Source organism: Pseudomonas sp. L13 (assembly GCF_009935965.1).
GTDB lineage: Bacteria > Pseudomonadota > Gammaproteobacteria > Pseudomonadales > Pseudomonadaceae > Aquipseudomonas > Aquipseudomonas lactis.
On record NZ_QODJ01000005.1, the window covers coordinates 81,818 to 100,980 of the forward strand.

A 19,163-nucleotide genomic window follows, 5' to 3' on the forward strand; every position below is an offset into this window, starting at 1 on the left:
GCCTGAACAGACCTGAACATTCACGCGGTTACCGACTGGTGGGCCACACCACTGCCGGGATGACGCGAACGTAGAGCAATTCGGCAACCAACTCGATCAGGGTTTGCAGGATCACCACCGTTGCGGCCAAGCCGCGCACACCCTCCGGCAGGGCCAGCGCCAATGGCAAAACCACCAGCGAGTTACGGGTCGACGCACTGAACGTCACCGCCCGCGCCGTCAACGCTGGCAGTACGAACAGCCGCGCAGCCACAATGCCCATCAACGGCGCCAGCAACACAAAGGCCACGTAGACCGGAATGACTGGCAGCAACACATTGATATCCCGTACCACCGCCGTGATGTGCGAAGCCAGCACTACAAACAACACCAACGCCATCGCCGGCACCGGCATCCACGCCCAGGCACTGCTCCAACGACCAATAGCGCTCGAACGCCGCGCAAGCGCGCTGGTCACAACCGCCAGTAGCATCGGCACCACAATCAGCCCCACGAACGCCTCGACAAAAGGCCCTGCAGCCACCACCACGGAGGATTGCTCGCCCAACATCAGCCCCAGGTAGACCGGCAACAACAGCAGTTGCAGCAACAGCAGCAGCGGTGTTGCCGCCAGCATCGACCGCGAATCGCCCTTGCCGATATGGGTAAACACCACCACATAGTCGATACAGGGCGTCAGCAACACCAGCAGAGCGCCTACCAGCAACGCCGGGCGTTCCACCAGGCCGCGGGTCAACCCCCACACCAGCAAGGGCACCAGGATGAAATTGGCCAACAGCAAGGCCGCCAGGAAGCGCTTGTTGCCCAGGCCTCGGCGCAGTTCCAGGAAGGGGATTTGCAAAAACATCGCGTACATCAGCACGGCGATGGCAGGTGTTACCCAAAGGCTGAGGCCATGCGCCGACAAGGGCCAGAGCAGGCCGAACGTGACGGCCACAAAGACGGCAACGAAGTAGATCGGGACCTGATGGTGTTCCAGGGTATCGCGGGTCATGGGCGGGCTCTGGTGGATCAATAGACTGTCAGCCTAAGTACCCGCACAGAGAAGGTCGAGCACTACAGCAATCATTGCCGCCCGAGAAACCCTTGGGATTTACCCCAACCTGCGCTTCAATACACCCTCTAGACCCAGACCCCAAGGACGTCGAGCCCATGGCCTCGCCAAACAAGCAGCAAAAACGCGCCCACCGGGCAAAAGCCAAGGCCAAGCAAAACCGCACCCAGCGCGCCGTGGCGCCCAAGCCAGATGCTTTCGCGGGCGACGATAGCCGCATCGACCTTGAGTCGGTGGATTTGACTGAGCTGTTCGTCGAAATGCGTACCGCCGGCGAGATCAGCCAGCAGGCGCTGTGTGCGGTGTTCCTGGCGCACCCGTTGCTGGCGCTGGTGCTGGAGCAGGAAGGCGAAGAGGAAGCGACCGACTTTATTCTGGCGGCGCTGATCGAGTATCGGCAGTGGGCGACGGACAGCGATGACGAAGCCGCGGCGTTAGCGTGGATTGAGTCGCCGCAGTTCCAGGCCGACTACGTGGCGGCGTCCCAGGCGCTGGCCAACGCCCCCGACTGACACAAAACAAAAATATGGGAGCGGGCTTGCCCGCGATGGCGGTGTGTCAGGCGACGAATACATCGACTGGCAGTCCGTCATCGCGGGCAAGCCCGGCTCCCACATTGTTTGGTGGCGCTCGATTCACCGTATCTCGTCAGTTAAGCGCCGCAGCCCCCACTCTTTGGGCCTTGCGACGGCTCGCCACCACCAACCCCGCCAATACCACCAGCAAGCTCAGAACCCCGGTGGCGATGATCTCGACCCGGTGCGCTTCCTGGAACAGCATGATGGTCAAGGTACCGACGATAAACACCATTACCGCGTACGTCAGGCCTGGGAACAGCCACATCTTGAAGACGATCTTCTCGCCCGCCGCCGTACGCTTCTGGCGCATGCGCAGCTGCGACACGGCAATCACCAGGTACACCAACAACGCGATGGCGCCAGAGCTGGCCAGCAGGAATTCGAACACCGCCGCCGGGGCGACGTAGTTGGCGAATACCGCCAGGAACGCAGCACCGGTAGACAGCAACACGGCCCAGTAAGGCGTACCGCTCTTGTTGGTACGCTTGGCCACGGCCGGTGCGTCACCGCGACGGCCCAGGGAAAACAGCATGCGCGAGGCGGTGTACAGCGCCGAGTTGAGGCAGCTGGTCACGGCAACCAGCACCACCAGGTCGACAATCAGCTTGGCATTCGGGATGCCCATGCGCTCAAGCACAGTCTGGTAGGAACCTACGGCAGCCAGGGTCGGATCGTTCCAAGGCACCAGGGACACCACGATGAAGATCGACAACAGGTAGAACAAACCAATCCGCCAGATCACCGAATTGGTGGCCTTGGTGATTTGCTGGCCCGGGTTCTTCGATTCGGCTGCCGCGATGGTGACAATCTCGGTACCCATGAACGAGAACATGGTGGTCAGGATCGCCGCCAATACCGCGCCCATGCCGTTGGGCATGAAACCTTGGGTATCGAACAGGTGCGAAACACCACTGACCTGGCTGGTGGGCAAAAAGCCGAAGATCGCGGCCAGACCGAGGATCACAAAGCCCACGATGGCCACGACTTTGATCAACGCAAACCAGAACTCGAACTCACCGTAGTTCTTCACGCTGAACAGGTTGGTGGCGGTGAGCAGCAAGGTAATCACCAGGGTGAACACCCAGATCGCCACGTCGGGGAACCAGGCGTGCAGGATGGTCGCCGCCGCGTTGGCTTCCAGCGGAATCACCAGTACCCAGAACCACCAGTACAGCCAGCCAATGGTGAACCCGGCCCAGTGGCCGATTGCCCGGTCGGCATAGGTAGAGAACGAACCGGTATCCGGTGACGCAACGGCCATCTCGGCCAGCATGCGCATCACCAAGACCACCAGCGTACCGGCGGCTGCATAGGCCAACAGTACAGCCGGGCCGGCAGCAGCGATCGCATGGCCGGAGCCGACAAACAAACCGGCGCCGATGACACCGGCAATCGACAGCATGGTGACGTGACGCGGTTTGAGCCCCTGTTCGAGGTCATTGGAGCTTTGCGTACTACTCATTGACACACCTTTGCGAGGAATTGCGAAAACGGTTCGCCCGGCTTGCAGCCTTTCTCGTGAAAAGAATCCAACAGGGCGTTCTTTATTTTTTACGCAAGATTTGCGCCAAAATGTTTCACAGCCATAGTTGGCGGGGGCTGTAGGACAATTCGCCATCTATCGCAAGTCATTGAGAACAATGGCATTCCGCTATAGCGTTACCGTGCGACTCACATTCACGGCATATCGATGCACCAAAAACACACACAAAAAGTACGTGACGCCCCATAAGCGGGCTGATATGGACCGTTTGCCCGGTTAACCCTTCCAACACCCGGCCAAAGCTGGCACCATCGCGCCCTTTTTTACGCGAAGCCTGTGGATCTTTCCGGGTCAAACGTCTGTAGGTTGTTGATGGCGCGACACACTGCTGCGCCGATGCGACACCCTGCCGCAGACCACCGGTTAACCGTCCGCAGCGCTGTTGGCTGTCATCCAAACGCTATGCTAGCTTGGCGCCTCGCCAGGAAGGCGGCCCAACAGCGAAGATCGCAACGAACACAATGAGGACCGCACATGGCCCAGGCCACGCCCGCGCTTGAAATCCGCAACTTGCATAAACGCTATGGTGAGCTTGAGGTACTCAAAGGTATCTCGCTGACCGCTCGCGACGGCGATGTGATCTCGATCCTGGGTTCCTCCGGTTCCGGCAAGTCCACCTTCCTGCGCTGCATCAACCTGCTGGAAAACCCGCACCAGGGCCAGATCCTGGTGGCCGGCGAAGAACTCAAGCTCAAGGCCGCGAAAAACGGCGAACTGATGGCCGCCGACGGCAAGCAGATCAACCGCCTGCGCAGCGAAATCGGGTTTGTGTTTCAAAACTTTAACCTGTGGCCGCACATGAGCATCCTCGACAACATCATCGAGGCCCCTCGCCGCGTGCTCGGCCAGAGCAAGGCCGAAGCCATAGAAGTGGCCGAGGCCCTGCTGGCCAAGGTCGGTATCGCCGACAAGCGCCACGCCTACCCTGCCCAGCTCTCTGGCGGCCAACAACAACGCGCGGCGATTGCGCGTACCCTGGCGATGCAGCCTAAAGTCATCCTGTTCGACGAGCCGACTTCGGCGCTTGACCCGGAAATGGTCCAGGAAGTACTTAATGTGATCCGCGCGCTGGCCGAAGAAGGCCGCACCATGCTGCTGGTCACCCACGAAATGGGCTTCGCCCGTCAGGTATCCAGCGAAGTGGTGTTTTTGCACCAGGGCCTGGTCGAGGAGCAAGGATCGCCACAGCAGGTATTTGAAAACCCGCTTTCGGCGCGCTGCAAACAATTCATGTCCAGCAACCGCTAACGGAGCAACATGCATGCAGACCTACAAGAAATTCCTTCTGGCCGCGGCCGTCTCGATGGCGTTCAGCGCCACAGCCATGGCAGAAACCTTGAAAATGGGGATCGAAGCGGCCTACCCGCCGTTCAACAATAAAGACGCCAGCGGTAACGTTGTCGGCTTCGACAAAGACATCGGCGACGCCCTGTGCGCCAAGATGAAAGTCGAGAAGTGCGAAGTGTATGTGTCCGACTGGGACGGCATCATCCCGGCCCTGAACGCCAAGAAGTTCGACTTCCTGGTGTCTTCGCTGTCGATCACCGATGAGCGCAAGCAGGCGGTTGACTTCACCGACCCGTACTACTCCAACAAGCTGCAGTTCATTGCGCCCAAAGCCACGGCAGACTTCAAGACCGACGCCACTTACCTCAAAGGCAAGGTCATCGGTGCACAGCGCGCAACGCTGGCCGGTACCTACCTGGAAGACAAGCTGCCAGACACCGAAGCCAAGCTCTACGACACCCAGGAAAACGCCTACCTCGACCTGACCTCCGGTCGCCTCGACGGCATCCTGGCTGACAAGTACGTGCAGTACGAATGGCTCAAGAGCAAAGACGGTTCGGCCTATGAATTCAAAGGCGACCCCGTTGTAGAAAGCGACAAGATCGGTATCGCCGTACGCAAAGGCGACCCGCTGCGCGAGCGCCTGAACAAAGCCCTGGCAGAGATCAAGGCAGACGGCACCTACAAGAAGATCAACGACAAGTACTTCCCGTTCAGCATCGAATGATCTGAAACGGCCTGCCCGGCGCGCTCATGCGAGCGCGCCGGCTTTTAGCAATGCCTGCCGCGATATGAAAACACCATGAATTTCGATCTCTACGGATTCGGCCCGGCCCTCGCCGCCGGCGCGCTGATGACCGTCAAACTGGCGCTCACGGCCCTGTGCCTGGGGCTGGTGCTGGGCCTCGCCGGCGCCTTGGCCAAAACTTCGCCGTACAAGCCGCTGCAATGGCTGGGCGGCGCTTATTCGACCATCGTGCGCGGTATTCCCGAGCTGCTGTGGGTGCTGCTGATTTACTTCGGCACCGTCAACCTGATGCGTGCGCTCGGTGAGTTCTTCGGCAACCCCGACCTGTCGCTGAGTGCCTTCGCCGCCGGCGTCATCGCCCTGGGCCTGTGCTTCGGCGCCTACGCAACGGAAGTGTTCCGCGGCGCGATCCTCGCCATCCCCAAGGGCCACCGCGAAGCCGGCGTGGCGTTGGGGCTGTCGAAGTTTCGGATTTTCACCCGGCTGATCATGCCGCAGATGTGGCGCATCGCCCTGCCGGGCCTGGGTAACCTGTTCATGATCCTGATGAAAGACACCGCGCTGGTGTCGGTAATCGGCCTGGAAGAAATCATGCGCCACGCGCAGATCGGCGTGACCGTGACCAAGCAACCCTTCACCTTCTTCATGGTCGCCGCATTCATGTACCTGGGCCTGACCGTACTGGCGATGACCAGCATGCACTTCCTGGAAAAACGCGCCGCCCGCGGCTTTGCAAGGAGCACCCAATGAGCGGCGACTACAGCTGGCTATCGCACTTTGACCTGGGCCTGAACTGGGCCGTGATCATCAAGTGGCTGCCGAAGTTGGCCCAGGGCGCCACCCTGACCCTGGAGCTGGTGGCAATCGCCGTGATCGCCGGCCTGCTGCTGGCTATCCCGCTGGGCATCGCCCGCTCTTCGCGCCGCTGGTACGTGAGCGCCCTGCCCTATGGCTACATTTTCTTCTTCCGTGGCACACCGCTGCTGGTGCAGTTGTTCCTGGTGTATTACGGCCTGGCGCAGTTCGATGCCGTGCGCAACAGCTTCATGTGGCCGTACCTGCGCGACCCGTTCTGGTGCGCCACCGCCACCATGACCCTGCACACCGCCGCCTACATTGCCGAGATCCTGCGCGGCGCGATCCAGGCCATCCCGCCGGGTGAAATCGAAGCGGCGCGCGCTCTGGGCATGTCCAAGCCCAAGACGCTGTTCTACATCATCCTGCCCCGCGCCTCGCGCATCGGCCTGCCGGCCTACAGCAACGAAGTGATCCTGATGCTCAAGGCCAGCGCCCTGGCCAGCACCGTGACCCTGCTGGAACTGACCGGCATGGCGCGCACCATCATTGCCCGCACCTACCTGCCGGTCGAGATCTTCTTCGCCGCCGGACTGTTCTACCTGCTGATGGCCTACGTGCTGGTGCGCGGCTTCAAACTGTTGGAAAAATGGCTGCGCGTCGATGCATGCCAAGGACGTTGAGGCACGCTTCCAGGCACTGGATGCATTCCTGATCGAACACCAAGGGCTGTGGCGACCACGGCCCTTTACCCAGTTGCAGTTGCCGTGGGAAACCGCGCACCCTGCGTTATCCCAATGGCTGCGCCAGCGCTCGCTGGCCGAAGCCGAAGCCAGTCACAACCAACCTCACCACCTGCCCGCACCGGCACCTTTTCCACAACTGGCCGCTGACGCGCAGCGCCTCGGCACTGTGGATAAGTTGCCCACACATACCCTTGAACCCGCTCGCCATCGCCTGAATGTCGACGTGCCCGGGCGCAAATGGCAACAGATCGAAGCCTTCGGCGCCGCGCTGAGCTTTACCCAAACGCCCGCCCACTGGCTGGACTGGTGCGCCGGTAAAGGCCACCTCGGCCGTCGCCTGCTGCAACCCGGCCAACATCTGACCTGCTTGGAATACGACCCCGCCCTGATCGCCTCCGGCCAAGCCTTGAGCGATCGCCACGGCCTGCCCGCAACCCATCACCTCCAAGACGTAATGGCAGACGTTGCCATCCAGCCCGAACACACCCCCGTCGCCCTGCACGCCTGCGGCGACCTGCATGTGCGCCTGCTGCAACTGGCCAGCGCCGCCGGCTGCAAACAACTGGCATTGGCGCCCTGCTGCTACAACCGCATCACCGCCGACAGTTATCAGGCCCTTTCCGCCGCCGGGCGCGCCTCATTGCTACAGCTGTCGATTGATGACCTGGGCCTGCCCCTGAGCGAAACCGTCACCGCCGGCAACCGCGTACGCCAACAAAGAGACACCTCCATGGCCCGGCGCCTGGGCTTTGACCAACTTCAACGTCAACTGCGTGGCTGCGACGACTACCTGCCAACACCCTCCTTGCCCGCCAGTTGGCTGGACAAACCGTTTGCCGACTATTGCCAGGAATTGGCAAGCCTCAAAGGCTTATCCACAGGCGAACAGGACTGGCCGGCACTGGAAGCCCACGGCTGGCAGCGCCTGGCCGAAGTGCGCAACCTGGAGTTGGTGAGAGGCCTGTTTCGACGCCCATTAGAACTGTGGCTGGTGCTGGACCGTGCACTGTTCATGGTGGAACAGGGCTACAACGTCGAGGTCGGCAGCTTCTGCGAACCATCGTTGACCCCGCGCAACCTGATGGTGCTGGCCGAGCGCGAATAAAGGGCAAAAATGCCTACACGTGCCCTGTGGATAACTCTGTTGATGAATAGTTTACAGAGGCCCTAGATATCGGCACTTCACGCCAAAAGCCAACCTGGTCATTTTTTGTTCACAAAATAAAATGCACACAAAACAGGCAGTTGCAGCGTGTTGAGAACTGCTGCACAAAATGGCTGTTTCGTGACAGCTGTTACCAACCGATTGTGCATAAGCATCTGGCGCTCGGCGCATAACGGGCGCTTTATGTGGGCTGTTTTGCCGTGTTCGGCAGGGGTTAAAGCTCGTTGGGCATCAGGTTACGAGGGGGTCCGAAACCTATTGGTCATGGTCTGCTGCGCGAGCTGGACCCGAACTTTGGGCGTTCTTTTCAACCGGTGAAGACACGGGGAAAACGCCCTAATCGCGAGAAACCTCTGACTTTGCAAAAATAGTCAGAATTCAGGGGTTTACAGAACCTTTCCAATCGCTATAATCGTCGCCCTAACACGCCGGTATAGCTCAGTTGGTAGAGCAACTGACTTGTAATCAGTAGGTCCCGGGTTCGACTCCTGGTGCCGGCACCATACAAAACAAAGCCTCCACAGAAATGTGGGGGCTTTGTTGTTTCTGCGACATTAATATTCTCCCTGCGCGTGGCCGCCATGGCGGGCCTGCAACCTTGGCGACAGGAAAACAGCGACGTTTCGCACAGAAACACATTCATCTGATGGTTGAATAGCGTGATGTATTGCGCAATACAAAGCGTACTTAAACGCATAGGATTTAGCGCTTTATTGTATGCATTCCTGTGTTTCAATGTCTGTTTTGTATGGAGTGACAGTCATGGCAGCGTTGCTTGAGCGAGCTGATCAGGCCGTATCGGTTACCGCGATGGTTCGAGGGTTCAGTGCGAAGCTCAAAGAGGTATCGAGCCGCACCACCGATCGTCTGGTTGTATTCAAAGACAATGAGCCCGCAGCAGTCATCGTAAATGTCCAGGCTTATCAAGAGATGCTTGATGAGCTTGAAGACCTTCGTATTGAAGCGACGGCACGTGATCGGTTGGCGAATTTCGACCTAAAAAACGCTATTTCCCACGCTGATATGCGGGCCAGGTACGCCAAAAAAGACTAAGGATTTTCAATGGTTTGGAGCGTCATATACCACCCGGATACAGAAGAAGACTTCGATAAGCTTGGTTCTGCTGCGGCAAACCGGATCCTTGATGTGATTGAAGACAGGGTTGAAAACGGCGAGCCTGACAAAAGCGGTAAACCTTTAAGTGGCAGCCTGGCTGGGTGTCGCAGAATCCGAACGGGCGACACTCGAATCGTCTACCGGGTCGATGGAAAGAGAATCGAGGTTCTGCATTGCTGTCGGAGCTCGTCGTGATAGCGAAATTTACGACACGGCGAAAAAGCGAGTCTGAGCCTGCCATTGCAGGCTTTCCTTTGTGACGAGGCAGTAACAATCATTATTGAAGGCCTTGAGGCTAAAAGGGACAGATCCATTTTCCCGACTGCTCCCCACTCCCCATCAAGTTACCCTTGCAACCGTCAGCCAATTCCGCGACCGGGCCTGAGAACCCGATTTGATGCAGGCTCCTTAGCAGAAGTCGTGTGGTGCGCGGGCTGATGTCATCGCGGCATAGGTATCTACACAATTTTTTAGGTTGTAGCAGCCGACGGTAACCACGATGCGAAGCGAGCCGCTCTTGATCTGGCTCTTGATCTGCTTTTGATCTTGATCTTAGGCGCCCCGTCAAACCACGCTGGCCGGAATTCGGCAGGGATTTGGGGGGTAAACCGGCAGGGATGCCGGTTTAGCCGCCCCGCGCCATGGATGGCGCGTGGCGGCGGCCCCCCAAATCACTGGCGGATTACGGGCACACCGAGCCTAGGCGAGGTGCCGAGTGGTGGGGCAAGAGCGCTTTGCTTACTTTCGCGCTTTTCGAAAGTGAGCCGCCGTCAGGGCGGAACCCTAAGTGGCCGTTACCTAAATAATGGATATGTACTCGGTCAAATCAAATATACCGGTCGGCTGGCAGGCCGTCTTCGCAGGCAAGCCAGCTCCCACATTTGGATCGCGATGCGTCAGTTAGAACAGCGTCGGCTATCCGGCCGTCACGGGAGCAAGCTCCCTCGCCACAGGTCCAGCGTCGCACCAAAGTTGTGTAGATACCTATGGTCATCGCGGGCAAGCCCAGCTCCCACACAGGAAAGCCCTGCCCTGAATAGGCCAGGGCTTTTTTGCGAACGACGATCCATGCGCCCATAGCGATATGGCACTTAGCCACTTTTCCAATTGACACCCCCTCCCCACTCCGTTAAAAACCCCGCCTTGCTTGCGTTTTTATCGAGACATGGATGTTGTCCAAACCCCCGCTGTTCAAATACCGCCGCTATTGGCTGGCGGTCATCATCGTGTTGCTGGCGATTCTTGATCCTTTCGGCCTGGCCAGTTCCAGCGACAAGGCGTCGGCGCAGTGGCTCAATCGTATGTTCGCCAGCCACTACCCGAGCCTTGGGCAGCAGCGGGTGGCGGTGGTGTTGATCGATGATGCCTACCTGATGCGCAATAACAGCTCATGGCCCATGCCTTATGGCGAGCAGAGCAAGTTGTTCAAGCGCTTGCTCGCGTACAAGCCCCAGGAGGTGTTTGTGGATTTGCTTTATAGCCACGACCACTCGTTGGGCGACCCGACCAGGGGCAGTCAGTTGCTGGCGAATGTGTTTGAGCGTTATCAACGCCAAGGCATCCCGCTGTGGCTGGCCAATACGGGGTTGACGCGTGCAGAGGCGGGCCAGGCGAATACGCTGGCGCCGTTTATGCAGGTGAGCCAGCCGGCCCTGGTGGTGTGGGAAGGAGTGGATGACAAGTATCCACTGGCGATGCAGACACAGGCAGGGCTGATGGAAACGCCTGCCATGTCGCTGTACCGGGTGTTCTGTGCCACGCAGCACTGCAAGCAGCCGCCGGTGGATGCGCAAACCGCTGCGCAGCGCCAACCCATCGCGGTGCAATGGGGGCTGAAGCTGGCGCCCGAGCAGGCGCGTATTGCCGATATCCGCCACTGCGCGCCGGCACGGCATTTTTTGCTGGATGGGGTGGCGCAGTTCTTTCAGGCGGTGTTCTGGAAGCTCGATGATTCGGCCCAGGCGCGCTGCCCTTATACGCTGACGTTGTCGGCCAGTGACCTGGAGGTCAGCGACCCCGACGACCAGGCACTGGTCGCCGAGTTGCTGCGCGACCGCCTGGTGCTGGTGGGCGCCAATATCGCCTCTACCGGGGACTTGGTGGAGTCGCCGGTACACGGCCAACTCCCTGGCGTTTACCTGCATGCCATGGCGCTGGACAACCTGATCAATGCGGGCATGGACTACGACCACGAACCGGCCAACTTCCCCCACCTGCCGTTCAATTGGCTGGACCTGCTGGAGCTCGGGCTGCTGGCGTTGATCGCCGTGCTCAAGGCGCTGCACGCACGTCGCCTGGCGGGCCATCGCCCCTGGAGCCGTTGGCGGCGCCAGGAAATCTGGTTTTTTACCTCGCCGTGCCCGTCGTGGCTGTTGGTGATGTCGATGTTGGCGGGGATCAGTGTATTGCTGAGCCTCAATGACATCACCCCGGTCAACGTGCTGGGCATTGTGTTGCTGTCGTTGGTGCTGTTCAGCGAGCGGATCGAAGCCTTCTTCGACCGCGATCGCTGAGTGCGCCGCTCTGCTATCTGACTCAAGGAAACCAAGGATGAACAGAAGCCTCATCGTCTTGCTCGCCGCCCTCTTCACCCAGGGCGCCTGGGCAGAAACCCACAGTATCAAGGCGTTCCTCGCCGACCCGGTGACAGTGCTGGACGAGCAGGGCAAGCAACAACGTGAGCTGGCGAAAAAGGACGCGCCCACCCAGCCCCTGCCGGTGTTGCAGTACAACCAGGCGCTGGAGCTGGTGCAGGTGGAACTGGCAGGCCAGAAGGTCTGGCTGGACACCATGGACCTGCGCATCGAGCCGCCGCTGAACGTCGTGGACCTGCCCTGCCAGGGCCTGACCAAAAGCCAGGCCAAGGACAGCCGCAACAACTCCACCATCGGTTTTGGTGCCGGCTGCAATCAATAAAAAGGAGCGTTGCGGTGAAGGGATATCTAGTAGCAGCCAGCCTGTTGGCCAGTTCGGTGCTCAGTGGTTGCGCCACCTTGAAAGGCGCAGACCAGGCGTTCCTGAACCTGGTGGGGCCCTCGACCCAGTCCCGGGTTCAGGGCCATTACGTGGATAACAGCGACGTACGCCAGTATTACAAGCTCGACCCGCAACGCCAGAGCAAACAGCGCCTGAGCTACGACGGGCGTGCGGTGCCAGCCGCTGAAGCGCGTCAGCAGAACCTGGTGGATATCCCGATGCTGCAAGGCTACTTGCAGGGCATTGTCACGCGCTTGTCCAAGGGCTGGCCGGGGGAGTTGCCGCCGCTGCAGGTGAAGATCACCGACAGCTACGGCTTCGGGCCGTCGGCAGACCCTTACGGCAATCTGTTCGTGCCGCTGGGCATGCTGGACAACGTCGCCAGTGAAGATGAAATCGCCGCGATGCTGGGCCATGAAACGAGCCACGTACTGCTGCATCACCATGACCGCATGGCCGCTTTCCAGCAGCAGAAAGACATGTTCACCACCGTAGCCTCCACGGTCGCCTTGGCCACCATGGCTGCCGATACGGGCGTGGACCGCAGCTCCGGTACGATGAAACTGTTCAGTAAAGACCCAGCCGGCACCCAGAAGACCATCGGTAACACCGTGCTGTACACCGCACTGGCCAATACCTTTTCCGACCAAGTTTGGAGCACCGCCTGGGGCCGCAGCCAGGAAGACCAGGCCGACTTGCTGGGCACCGACTTGATGATCCGCGCCGGTTACGCGCCGCGAGCCGCCACCCATAGCCTGGAGCGCCTCAACGACTTCCAGGGCAAGCAGAAGCCCTTGCTCACGGGGTTCCTCACCGCGCGCAAGAATGCCATGCAGGATTCGCTGCAGCAGTTCAATCTCAACCAGTTCACCAAAGAGCTGGATGTGCTGGTCAAGGATGGCTTGACCACCGGCCTCACCGCGACCAGCCAATATTTCAACCGCTCACATATGTCGGCCATGGACCGCGACACCGAGTTGCGCCAGTACCTGCAACGCGAATATCGCCAGGAACGCCGCGCCCGAGTCAACCCACAAAGCTGGTCGAAAATGAAGAGCACGCCCCAAGTGGCGAAAGCTATGCAGGGCTATAAAGACGCGTACTTCGCGATTGATGCCCTGGAGAAAAACAAGGTGCCAGACGCTGACGCTTTCATCCGCAAGGCCCTGGCTTCGCCGGTAAAAGACCAGCCGAGCATTCGGCGCACCGCCTATACCGTGCGCCTGGCCCAGGGCAAAAACAGCGAAGCGGTGAAAGAGTTGCAGGCGATCAAGGACTGGTCCCTGGCCGGGCCTTCCACCTATGACTTGATGATCAGCTACCACCTCAAGCGGGGTGACGGGCAATCAGCACTGGCGATGATCGACAAGGCAGAACGCAACCTGGGCTCGGAAGAACTGTTTATTACCGAGAAGCTGTTGGCCAACCAGCAACTGCAGAATGCGCAGCAGGTACAAACGGTGTTGCGCAAGTGCGAGCAGTACCCGACACGCAAGGAAAACTGCAAGAAGCTCGCCCCAATCAAGGCCTAGGTGGCAGCCTCCAGGCATAAAAAACCCCGAACCAGTCGGGGTTTTTTATGGCCTGGCATCAGGCACGACATTCGATCAATTAGAAAACGTTGATCGGGTAGTCGGCGAACAGACGGATTTCGTTACCGCCTACGTTGTACTCGCTGGCGTTATTGGAAACGCGCAACCACGAGGCGCGAGCACGCAGGCTCAGGTCTTTGGCTGGGCCGCTCTGTACGACGTACTTGAACTGGTTCCAGATTTCACGCTCGGTACCATCGCCACGGTTGGTGCCGTCGTCGATGTTGGTACCGCGCACGTAGGCAATGTTGTAGGTCAGGCCCGGTACGCCGAAGGTGGCGAAGTCGATGCCGTAACCTGCTTGCCAGGAGCGCTCGTCCTTGCCGTTGAAGTCGGACCAGTAGGAGTTGGCCAGCAAGATGGTATTGCCGCCGTCGCCGATGCCGCCAGCGTTGCGGTAGCCGCCGTACAGGTAGCCGGTGTCACCGGTGCTGCGCTGGTGAGCGATGGTGAAGCTGTGCGGGCCCACGGCCCACGTAGCGCCCAGGCTCCAGATTTTGTTGTCGCGAGCGTCAGCGTCTTTTTGGTTTTCCAAGGCGAAGCTGCGATCCAGCTTGGTCTTGTAGCCATTGAAGTCAAACGTCAGCGACTGCTGCTGCGGCAAGGCCAGCACGTAGTTGACGTTGACGTATTGCTTCTTCAACACGTCCTGCATGTCGGAGGCGTACAGGGCAGCCGACAGGCTTTCGGTGAATTTGTAGCTACCACCGATATAGTCGATGCTTTTCAGGCGGCCGCTGTCGGTGCCTTCCATGCTCTTGCGCGCTTCTTTGGTGAAATGACCCGCGTCCAATTGCAGACCGGCGATCTCTTTGGAGACGATCGAAGTACCGGTGTAGGTTTCCGACAACAGGCGAGAGTTGTCGTACTGCAGCACAGGCACAGCCGGGAACTGATCACCGTACTTGAGTACCGTGTTGGAAACGCGGAACTTCACGGCAGCGCCGCCTTTGGCCAGGTCGTGTGGTGCCGAGCCTGGGTTTGGCTTGCCGTTGTCATCAAGAGTGCCGTTGCCCTGCTTGAAGAAGTCGATACCGCCGGCACCAGCGCGACCTTTACCACCGTCCAGGCGGATAGCGTATTGACCAATCACATCCACACCCACACCGACGGTGCCTTGGGTGAAGCCGGACTCGAACTTGCCGATGAAGCCTTGGCCCCATTCAGCTTTGTCCTGCTTGCCGTTTTTGTAGTCACGGCTGATGTAAGCGTTACGTGCTGCGATGTTCAGGTGGCTGTCTTCAACGAAACCCTTGGATTGCTCCTGGTCGTTTGCCATTGCTGTCGATGCGCTCAAAATCCCCAGAGCGATCAGACTCATCCGTTGCTTCAACATTTTCTTATATTCCTTATTACGGGTTGAGTACGCGCTGTGACACCAGGCTCCTATTGCTTTTTCTGGTGTCGACTTTGCCGGCAAAAAGAAGGCCCGCGGACGACTGAACTGCCGCAGGCCTTTTTTTATTGGATTAGTCATGGTGGTTAGCCACAGGCGTTGGGCGCAATCCTATGCGGGCGTTGAACTATGTGTCAATTTCGTGAATCGTCTGTATTTAGGCGATATTCGTCTAAGCGGCGAGGGGAGGCGCGGGGATGAAAGCCTGAAAAGCGCCTTGAATCCCCCGCAAAACACATTAAGTAACAAATCCGACAGGGCAGGCGTTAGGGAATAGATAACACGCGCAAATGCAAAGCATTACCATTCGCGCATCATTTTCCTGCCACATCATTTGGATACACTCCCATGCCTGCCCCTCGCCTGACGCCCCTCTCCCTAGGGCTCTCTGTTCTGCTGTCTGCTGGTTTTGCCGGTGCGGCCACGGTCTTGCCCGAAACCTCGATCAGCGTGGAAGCAGACGAAGACGACCCACGGGTCAAAGAGACCAGCACCGCCACACGCACCGCGACAGCTGTTCGCTATGTGCCCCAGGCGATCGACTCAGTCAAAACCGAAAGCCTGCGCTCCTATGGCACCAACGACCTGGGCCAGGCGTTGAGCGGTATCCCCAACGTCAGCAGCGGAGCGGATACACGTTTTGACAGCCTGCGCATACGCGGCTTCGACGCCAGCAATGACTTCTATCTGGATGGCATTCGCGACGACAGCCAGTACGTGCGCGACCTGCATAACATCGAGCGTATCGAAGTGCTCAAGGGGCCGGCCGCCGTGCTTTACGGGCGAGGTGGCCAGGGCGGGATCGTCAACCGGGTGAGCAAAATGCCCACCCCAGGGCAAAAGTCCAGTATCGAAGCCCAAGGCGGCAGCAACGATTTGCGCAGCCTGTATGCCGACCTGAGCACCGACCCCACCGACACCATCAGCCTGCGCCTGAACATGGGCAACCAAGACAACAACAGCTTTCGCGATGGCGTCAGTGGCAACCGCCAGTTGTTCGCGCCGTCGATGAGCTGGCAGCTCACTCCAGAGCTGAACTGGCTGGTGCAATACGAATACAGCCGTTACAACCGCACCCCAGACCGTGGCATTCCGGGCGTCAACGGGCGCCCCGCGGATGTGAGCCGCAGCACCACCTACTTTGATCACGGCGATTACATCGACGATAAGTCTCAGTCCCTGCGTTCCAAACTCGCCTACGAGCTCAACGCCGACTGGCAACTGCGCCACACCCTCGGCGTGTTCAAGCTCGACAGTGATTTCGACAATACCTACCAGACCGGCTATGACCCGAAAACCAACAGCGTCACCCGCCAACACTGGCAGCAGGACCTGACCACCCGCAACGTGTTCAACAACCTGGAGCTGGAAGGCGGTTTCGACACCTTTGGCCTGGAACACCGCTTGCTCACCGGCATTGAGCTGGGCAGCCAGCGCCGCGATCCGAAGCTGTACTCCGCTCGGGATGGCAGGACAGTGCCGAGCCTGGACCTCAACCAGCCCAATCGCCGCCTGAGCCACACCGGGAGCATGCGATTGTCGAGTAACAACCACACCGAAGTCGAAAGCCGCGCCCTGTACGTGCAGGACCAACTGCGCCTGAACGACCAGTGGCAACTGCTGGGCGGGCTGCGCTACGACCGTTTCGAAGTGGACACCACCAACAAGCTGCTCGACATCCAACAGAACGTGAAAAGCCACAGCACCAGCCCACGCGTCGGCCTGGTGTGGACGCCTCTGGAGCACCACTCGTTCTATGCCTCGTGGAGCAAGACCTTCTCGCCAGCCGGCGGCGGCCTGATCGGCATTACGCCGAACGCCACCGGCAACGCCAACGACCTGAGTCCGGAGCTGACCAAGCAAAAGGAAATCGGCGTGAAGAGTGACTGGTTCGACGAGCGCCTGAGCACCACCCTGGCCGTGTACGAACTGGAACTCTACAACCGCCGCACCACCGACCCGCTGGACCGCACCATTACCCTGCTCACCGGCGAGCAACGCTCACGGGGCGTGGAGCTGACCGCCACCGGCAAGATCGTCGACAACTGGTATGTGCGCGGCGGCGTAGGCCTGCAGGACGCCAAGGTCGAGAAGGACAACAATGGCTTTGAAGGCAAACGTATCAGCGATGTGGCCAAGCGCAACGCCAGCCTGTTCATCACCTGGAAACCGCAGATGGGCTGGTACGCGGAGACCGGTTTAACCCTGGTGGGTGATCGTTATGCCGACAACCTCAACACTGTGGTATTGCCGGGTTATGGCCGCTGGGACGCGCTGGCCGGGTTCCGTCAGAAAGAATGGGACGTGCGGGCAGCACTGAACAATATCGCCGACAAAAACTACTACGCCTCGGCGACCAGTGCGGCGCAGATTCAACCGGGTGAGCCGCGAAGCCTGGTGGTCACCGGCACCTACAGCTTCTGACATAGCTCATGTGAAAATACGGTTTGTGTGGGAGCTGGCTTGCCTGCGATTGCGGTGGGCCAGCATCCCCTCTGTCGGCTGATACGCCGCTATCGCAGGCAAGCCAGCTCCCACATTTAGATTTCGGCGTTCTGTCAGTTGCTCATCAACTCGCACAACGCCTGCACCTCATCCTCCGTGAACAACCCCACCGGGTAGCGCTCACTCATCACGCTGCGCAAGTCAGGCGCTTGCCTGACCTGTCGCGAGCCGTTTGCCTTCAACCAAAGCGCCAGCGCATGGATGGCCTCTCCGTCGACCCGCAAAGGGTGGAACGTACGCGTGTTCATCAGGTGGACATCGGCATTCATTTCAGCGCTCTCTCCTGCTGCGTGAGCGGCTAACTTACTCAAGGTTTGTGACAGAACTGCGCGGTCATCCCCCATGGGCCACTGTAACCCCAGCGATACAAGAGCTATGCCAATGTGCCCTGTTCATTGGCATACAGGCATGAAAAAGCCCGCGACCGGGCTGGGTCGCGGGCTTGCGGGGAGCACTGCAATGGCGCAGTGCTCGTACGCCATCAAGGCACTGTTACAACTGCACTCACTTTCGCTGCGGGGCTGGCTGCTGTTGGGTCAGGCAATGGATATTGCCCCCACCCAGTAACAGTTCGCGGCCCGGCACCATCACCACTTCATGCTGTGGGAAGAGGTTCTGCAGGATTTGCTTGGCCTGGTCGTCCAACGGGTCATCGAAACTCGGCGCGATGATGCCGCCGTTGACGATCAGGAAGTTGACGTAGGAACCGGCCAACCGCACGGTCGGATTACGCTCCTGGCTGCCGTCAACCAGGTCTACCCCGGCGCATTCCTCCTCAGTGGCATACAACGGGCCCGGGATCGGCATTTTATGCACGATGAACGAGCGGCCCCGGGCGTCGGTGCTGCTTTGCAGCACATCCATGGCTGCGTGGCAGCGTGGGTAGTTCGGGTCTTGCGGGTCATCGGTCCAGGCCAACAGCACTTCGCCCGGGCGCACGTAGCAGCAGAAGTTATCCACATGGCCGTCGGTTTCGTCGTTGAAAAGGCCATCCGGCAGCCAGATGATCTTATCCACAGCCAGGTTATCGCTGAGCACCGCCTCAATGGCCGCACGATCAAGGTGCGGGTTGCGGTTGCGGTTCAACAGGCATTCTTCGGTGGTGATCAGGGTGCCTTCGCCGTCGACATGAATCGAGCCGCCTTCAAGCACAAAGCCTTCAGTGCGGTAACGCGGTGCGCGCTCCATCTCGAGAATCTTGCCTCCCACCTGGGAATCGCGGTTCCACGGCGAATACAGGCCGCCGTCAAACCCACCCCAGGCGTTGAAGTCCCAGTTCACACCCCGTACTTCACCACTGCCGTTGATCACGAAAGTCGGGCCGGTGTCGCGAACCCAGGCGTCGTCATTGGACATTTCCACCAAGCGGATATTGGGTACGTCCAGGCGGGCACGGGCGTTTTCATACTGGCCGGCGGAAACCGCGACAGTCACCGGCTCAAAACGCGCGATGGCCTTGGCCACCGCCACATGGGCCGCCTGCGCAGGCTTGCCGCCCAGGCGCCAGTTGTCTGGGCGCTCGGGCCAGATCATCCAGGTCTGGGTCTGGGGCGCCCATTCGGCAGGCATGTGAAAGCCATCGGCGCGAGGTGTACTGTGCAAGGTGGTCATGGCGATCAGGGCTCCGAATAGGGTGAAAGGCAACTTTATAATGGATAAAAA

Annotated in this window: 17 protein-coding genes and 1 tRNA gene; 13 read left to right on the top strand and 5 right to left on the bottom strand. The window is 59.5% G+C overall.

Going from position 1 to position 19,163, the window contains the following annotated elements; genetic code table 11:
* Positions 1-28 precede the first annotated feature (28 nt).
* Entirely contained in the window at positions 29-994 is a 966-nt protein-coding gene (locus DK871_RS05095; protein WP_161904211.1) for an arsenic resistance protein, read from the bottom strand.
* 158 nt (positions 995-1,152) lie between these two features.
* Between DK871_RS05095 and DK871_RS05100 the strand changes: the two genes are divergently transcribed.
* On the top strand, positions 1,153-1,566 hold the full coding sequence (locus tag DK871_RS05100; RefSeq protein ID WP_047712362.1) for a hypothetical protein: 414 nt from the start codon (positions 1,153-1,155) through the stop codon (positions 1,564-1,566).
* 136 nt (positions 1,567-1,702) lie between these two features.
* On the opposite strand, the gene gabP is transcribed toward DK871_RS05100, so the two are convergent.
* Positions 1,703-3,094 (bottom strand): GABA permease, encoded by a 1,392-nt coding sequence (gene gabP, locus DK871_RS05105; protein ID WP_003187762.1) that lies wholly within the window; start codon positions 3,092-3,094, stop codon positions 1,703-1,705.
* A gap of 555 nt (positions 3,095-3,649) precedes the next feature.
* Here gabP and DK871_RS05110 point away from each other — a divergent pair.
* From DK871_RS05110 to DK871_RS05160, 11 genes are all read left to right on the top strand, one after another.
* Positions 3,650-4,423: an ABC transporter ATP-binding protein gene (locus tag DK871_RS05110; RefSeq protein ID WP_003187760.1), complete on the top strand. Its 774-nt coding sequence runs from the start codon at positions 3,650-3,652 to the stop codon at positions 4,421-4,423.
* A 13-nt stretch (positions 4,424-4,436) separates the two neighbouring features.
* Positions 4,437-5,189 (top strand): ABC transporter substrate-binding protein, encoded by a 753-nt coding sequence (locus DK871_RS05115; protein WP_014716503.1) that lies wholly within the window; start codon positions 4,437-4,439, stop codon positions 5,187-5,189.
* A gap of 75 nt (positions 5,190-5,264) precedes the next feature.
* On the top strand, positions 5,265-5,960 hold the full coding sequence (locus DK871_RS05120) for an ABC transporter permease (RefSeq protein ID WP_005783890.1): 696 nt from the start codon (positions 5,265-5,267) through the stop codon (positions 5,958-5,960).
* 38 nt (positions 5,961-5,998) lie between these two features.
* Positions 5,999-6,688, top strand: coding sequence for an ABC transporter permease (locus DK871_RS05125; RefSeq protein WP_032803763.1), 690 nt, complete (start codon positions 5,999-6,001; stop codon positions 6,686-6,688).
* Positions 6,669-7,856 (top strand): methyltransferase, encoded by a 1,188-nt coding sequence (locus DK871_RS05130; protein ID WP_161904212.1) that lies wholly within the window; start codon positions 6,669-6,671, stop codon positions 7,854-7,856. The genes DK871_RS05125 and DK871_RS05130 overlap by 20 nt, the downstream gene beginning before the upstream one ends.
* Before the next feature lie 487 nt (positions 7,857-8,343).
* Positions 8,344-8,419: transfer RNA gene (locus tag DK871_RS05135), tRNA-Thr, on the top strand.
* Positions 8,420-8,678: 259 nt separating this feature from the next.
* Positions 8,679-8,969: a type II toxin-antitoxin system Phd/YefM family antitoxin gene (locus tag DK871_RS05140; protein ID WP_161904213.1), complete on the top strand. Its 291-nt coding sequence runs from the start codon at positions 8,679-8,681 to the stop codon at positions 8,967-8,969.
* A 9-nt stretch (positions 8,970-8,978) separates the two neighbouring features.
* Positions 8,979-9,227: a type II toxin-antitoxin system RelE/ParE family toxin gene (locus DK871_RS05145; RefSeq protein ID WP_256677377.1), complete on the top strand. Its 249-nt coding sequence runs from the start codon at positions 8,979-8,981 to the stop codon at positions 9,225-9,227.
* A gap of 974 nt (positions 9,228-10,201) precedes the next feature.
* The gene (locus tag DK871_RS05150; protein WP_161904214.1) at positions 10,202-11,545 is read left to right on the top strand and encodes a CHASE2 domain-containing protein; all 1,344 of its coding nucleotides are present in this window, start codon (positions 10,202-10,204) and stop codon (positions 11,543-11,545) included.
* 37 nt (positions 11,546-11,582) lie between these two features.
* Entirely contained in the window at positions 11,583-11,948 is a 366-nt protein-coding gene (locus tag DK871_RS05155) for a hypothetical protein (RefSeq protein ID WP_161904215.1), read from the top strand.
* A gap of 14 nt (positions 11,949-11,962) precedes the next feature.
* Positions 11,963-13,540, top strand: a complete 1,578-nt coding sequence (locus tag DK871_RS05160; RefSeq protein WP_161904216.1) for a M48 family metallopeptidase — start codon at positions 11,963-11,965, stop codon at positions 13,538-13,540.
* A 79-nt stretch (positions 13,541-13,619) separates the two neighbouring features.
* Here DK871_RS05160 and DK871_RS05165 read toward each other — a convergent pair whose 3' ends face one another.
* Positions 13,620-14,936, bottom strand: coding sequence for an OprD family porin (locus DK871_RS05165; RefSeq protein ID WP_014716498.1), 1,317 nt, complete (start codon positions 14,934-14,936; stop codon positions 13,620-13,622).
* A 408-nt stretch (positions 14,937-15,344) separates the two neighbouring features.
* On the opposite strand from DK871_RS05165, the gene DK871_RS05170 reads away from it, so the two are divergent.
* Positions 15,345-17,420, top strand: a complete 2,076-nt coding sequence (locus tag DK871_RS05170; protein WP_161904217.1) for a TonB-dependent siderophore receptor — start codon at positions 15,345-15,347, stop codon at positions 17,418-17,420.
* Between the two features lie 134 nt (positions 17,421-17,554).
* Here the strand turns inward: DK871_RS05170 and DK871_RS05175 are convergent, their stop codons facing one another.
* Positions 17,555-17,770, bottom strand: a complete 216-nt coding sequence (locus DK871_RS05175; RefSeq protein ID WP_161904218.1) for a hypothetical protein — start codon at positions 17,768-17,770, stop codon at positions 17,555-17,557.
* A gap of 235 nt (positions 17,771-18,005) precedes the next feature.
* Positions 18,006-19,112, bottom strand: a complete 1,107-nt coding sequence (aguA, locus tag DK871_RS05180) for an agmatine deiminase (RefSeq protein WP_161904219.1) — start codon at positions 19,110-19,112, stop codon at positions 18,006-18,008.
* Between the last annotated feature and the right edge of the window lie 51 nt (positions 19,113-19,163).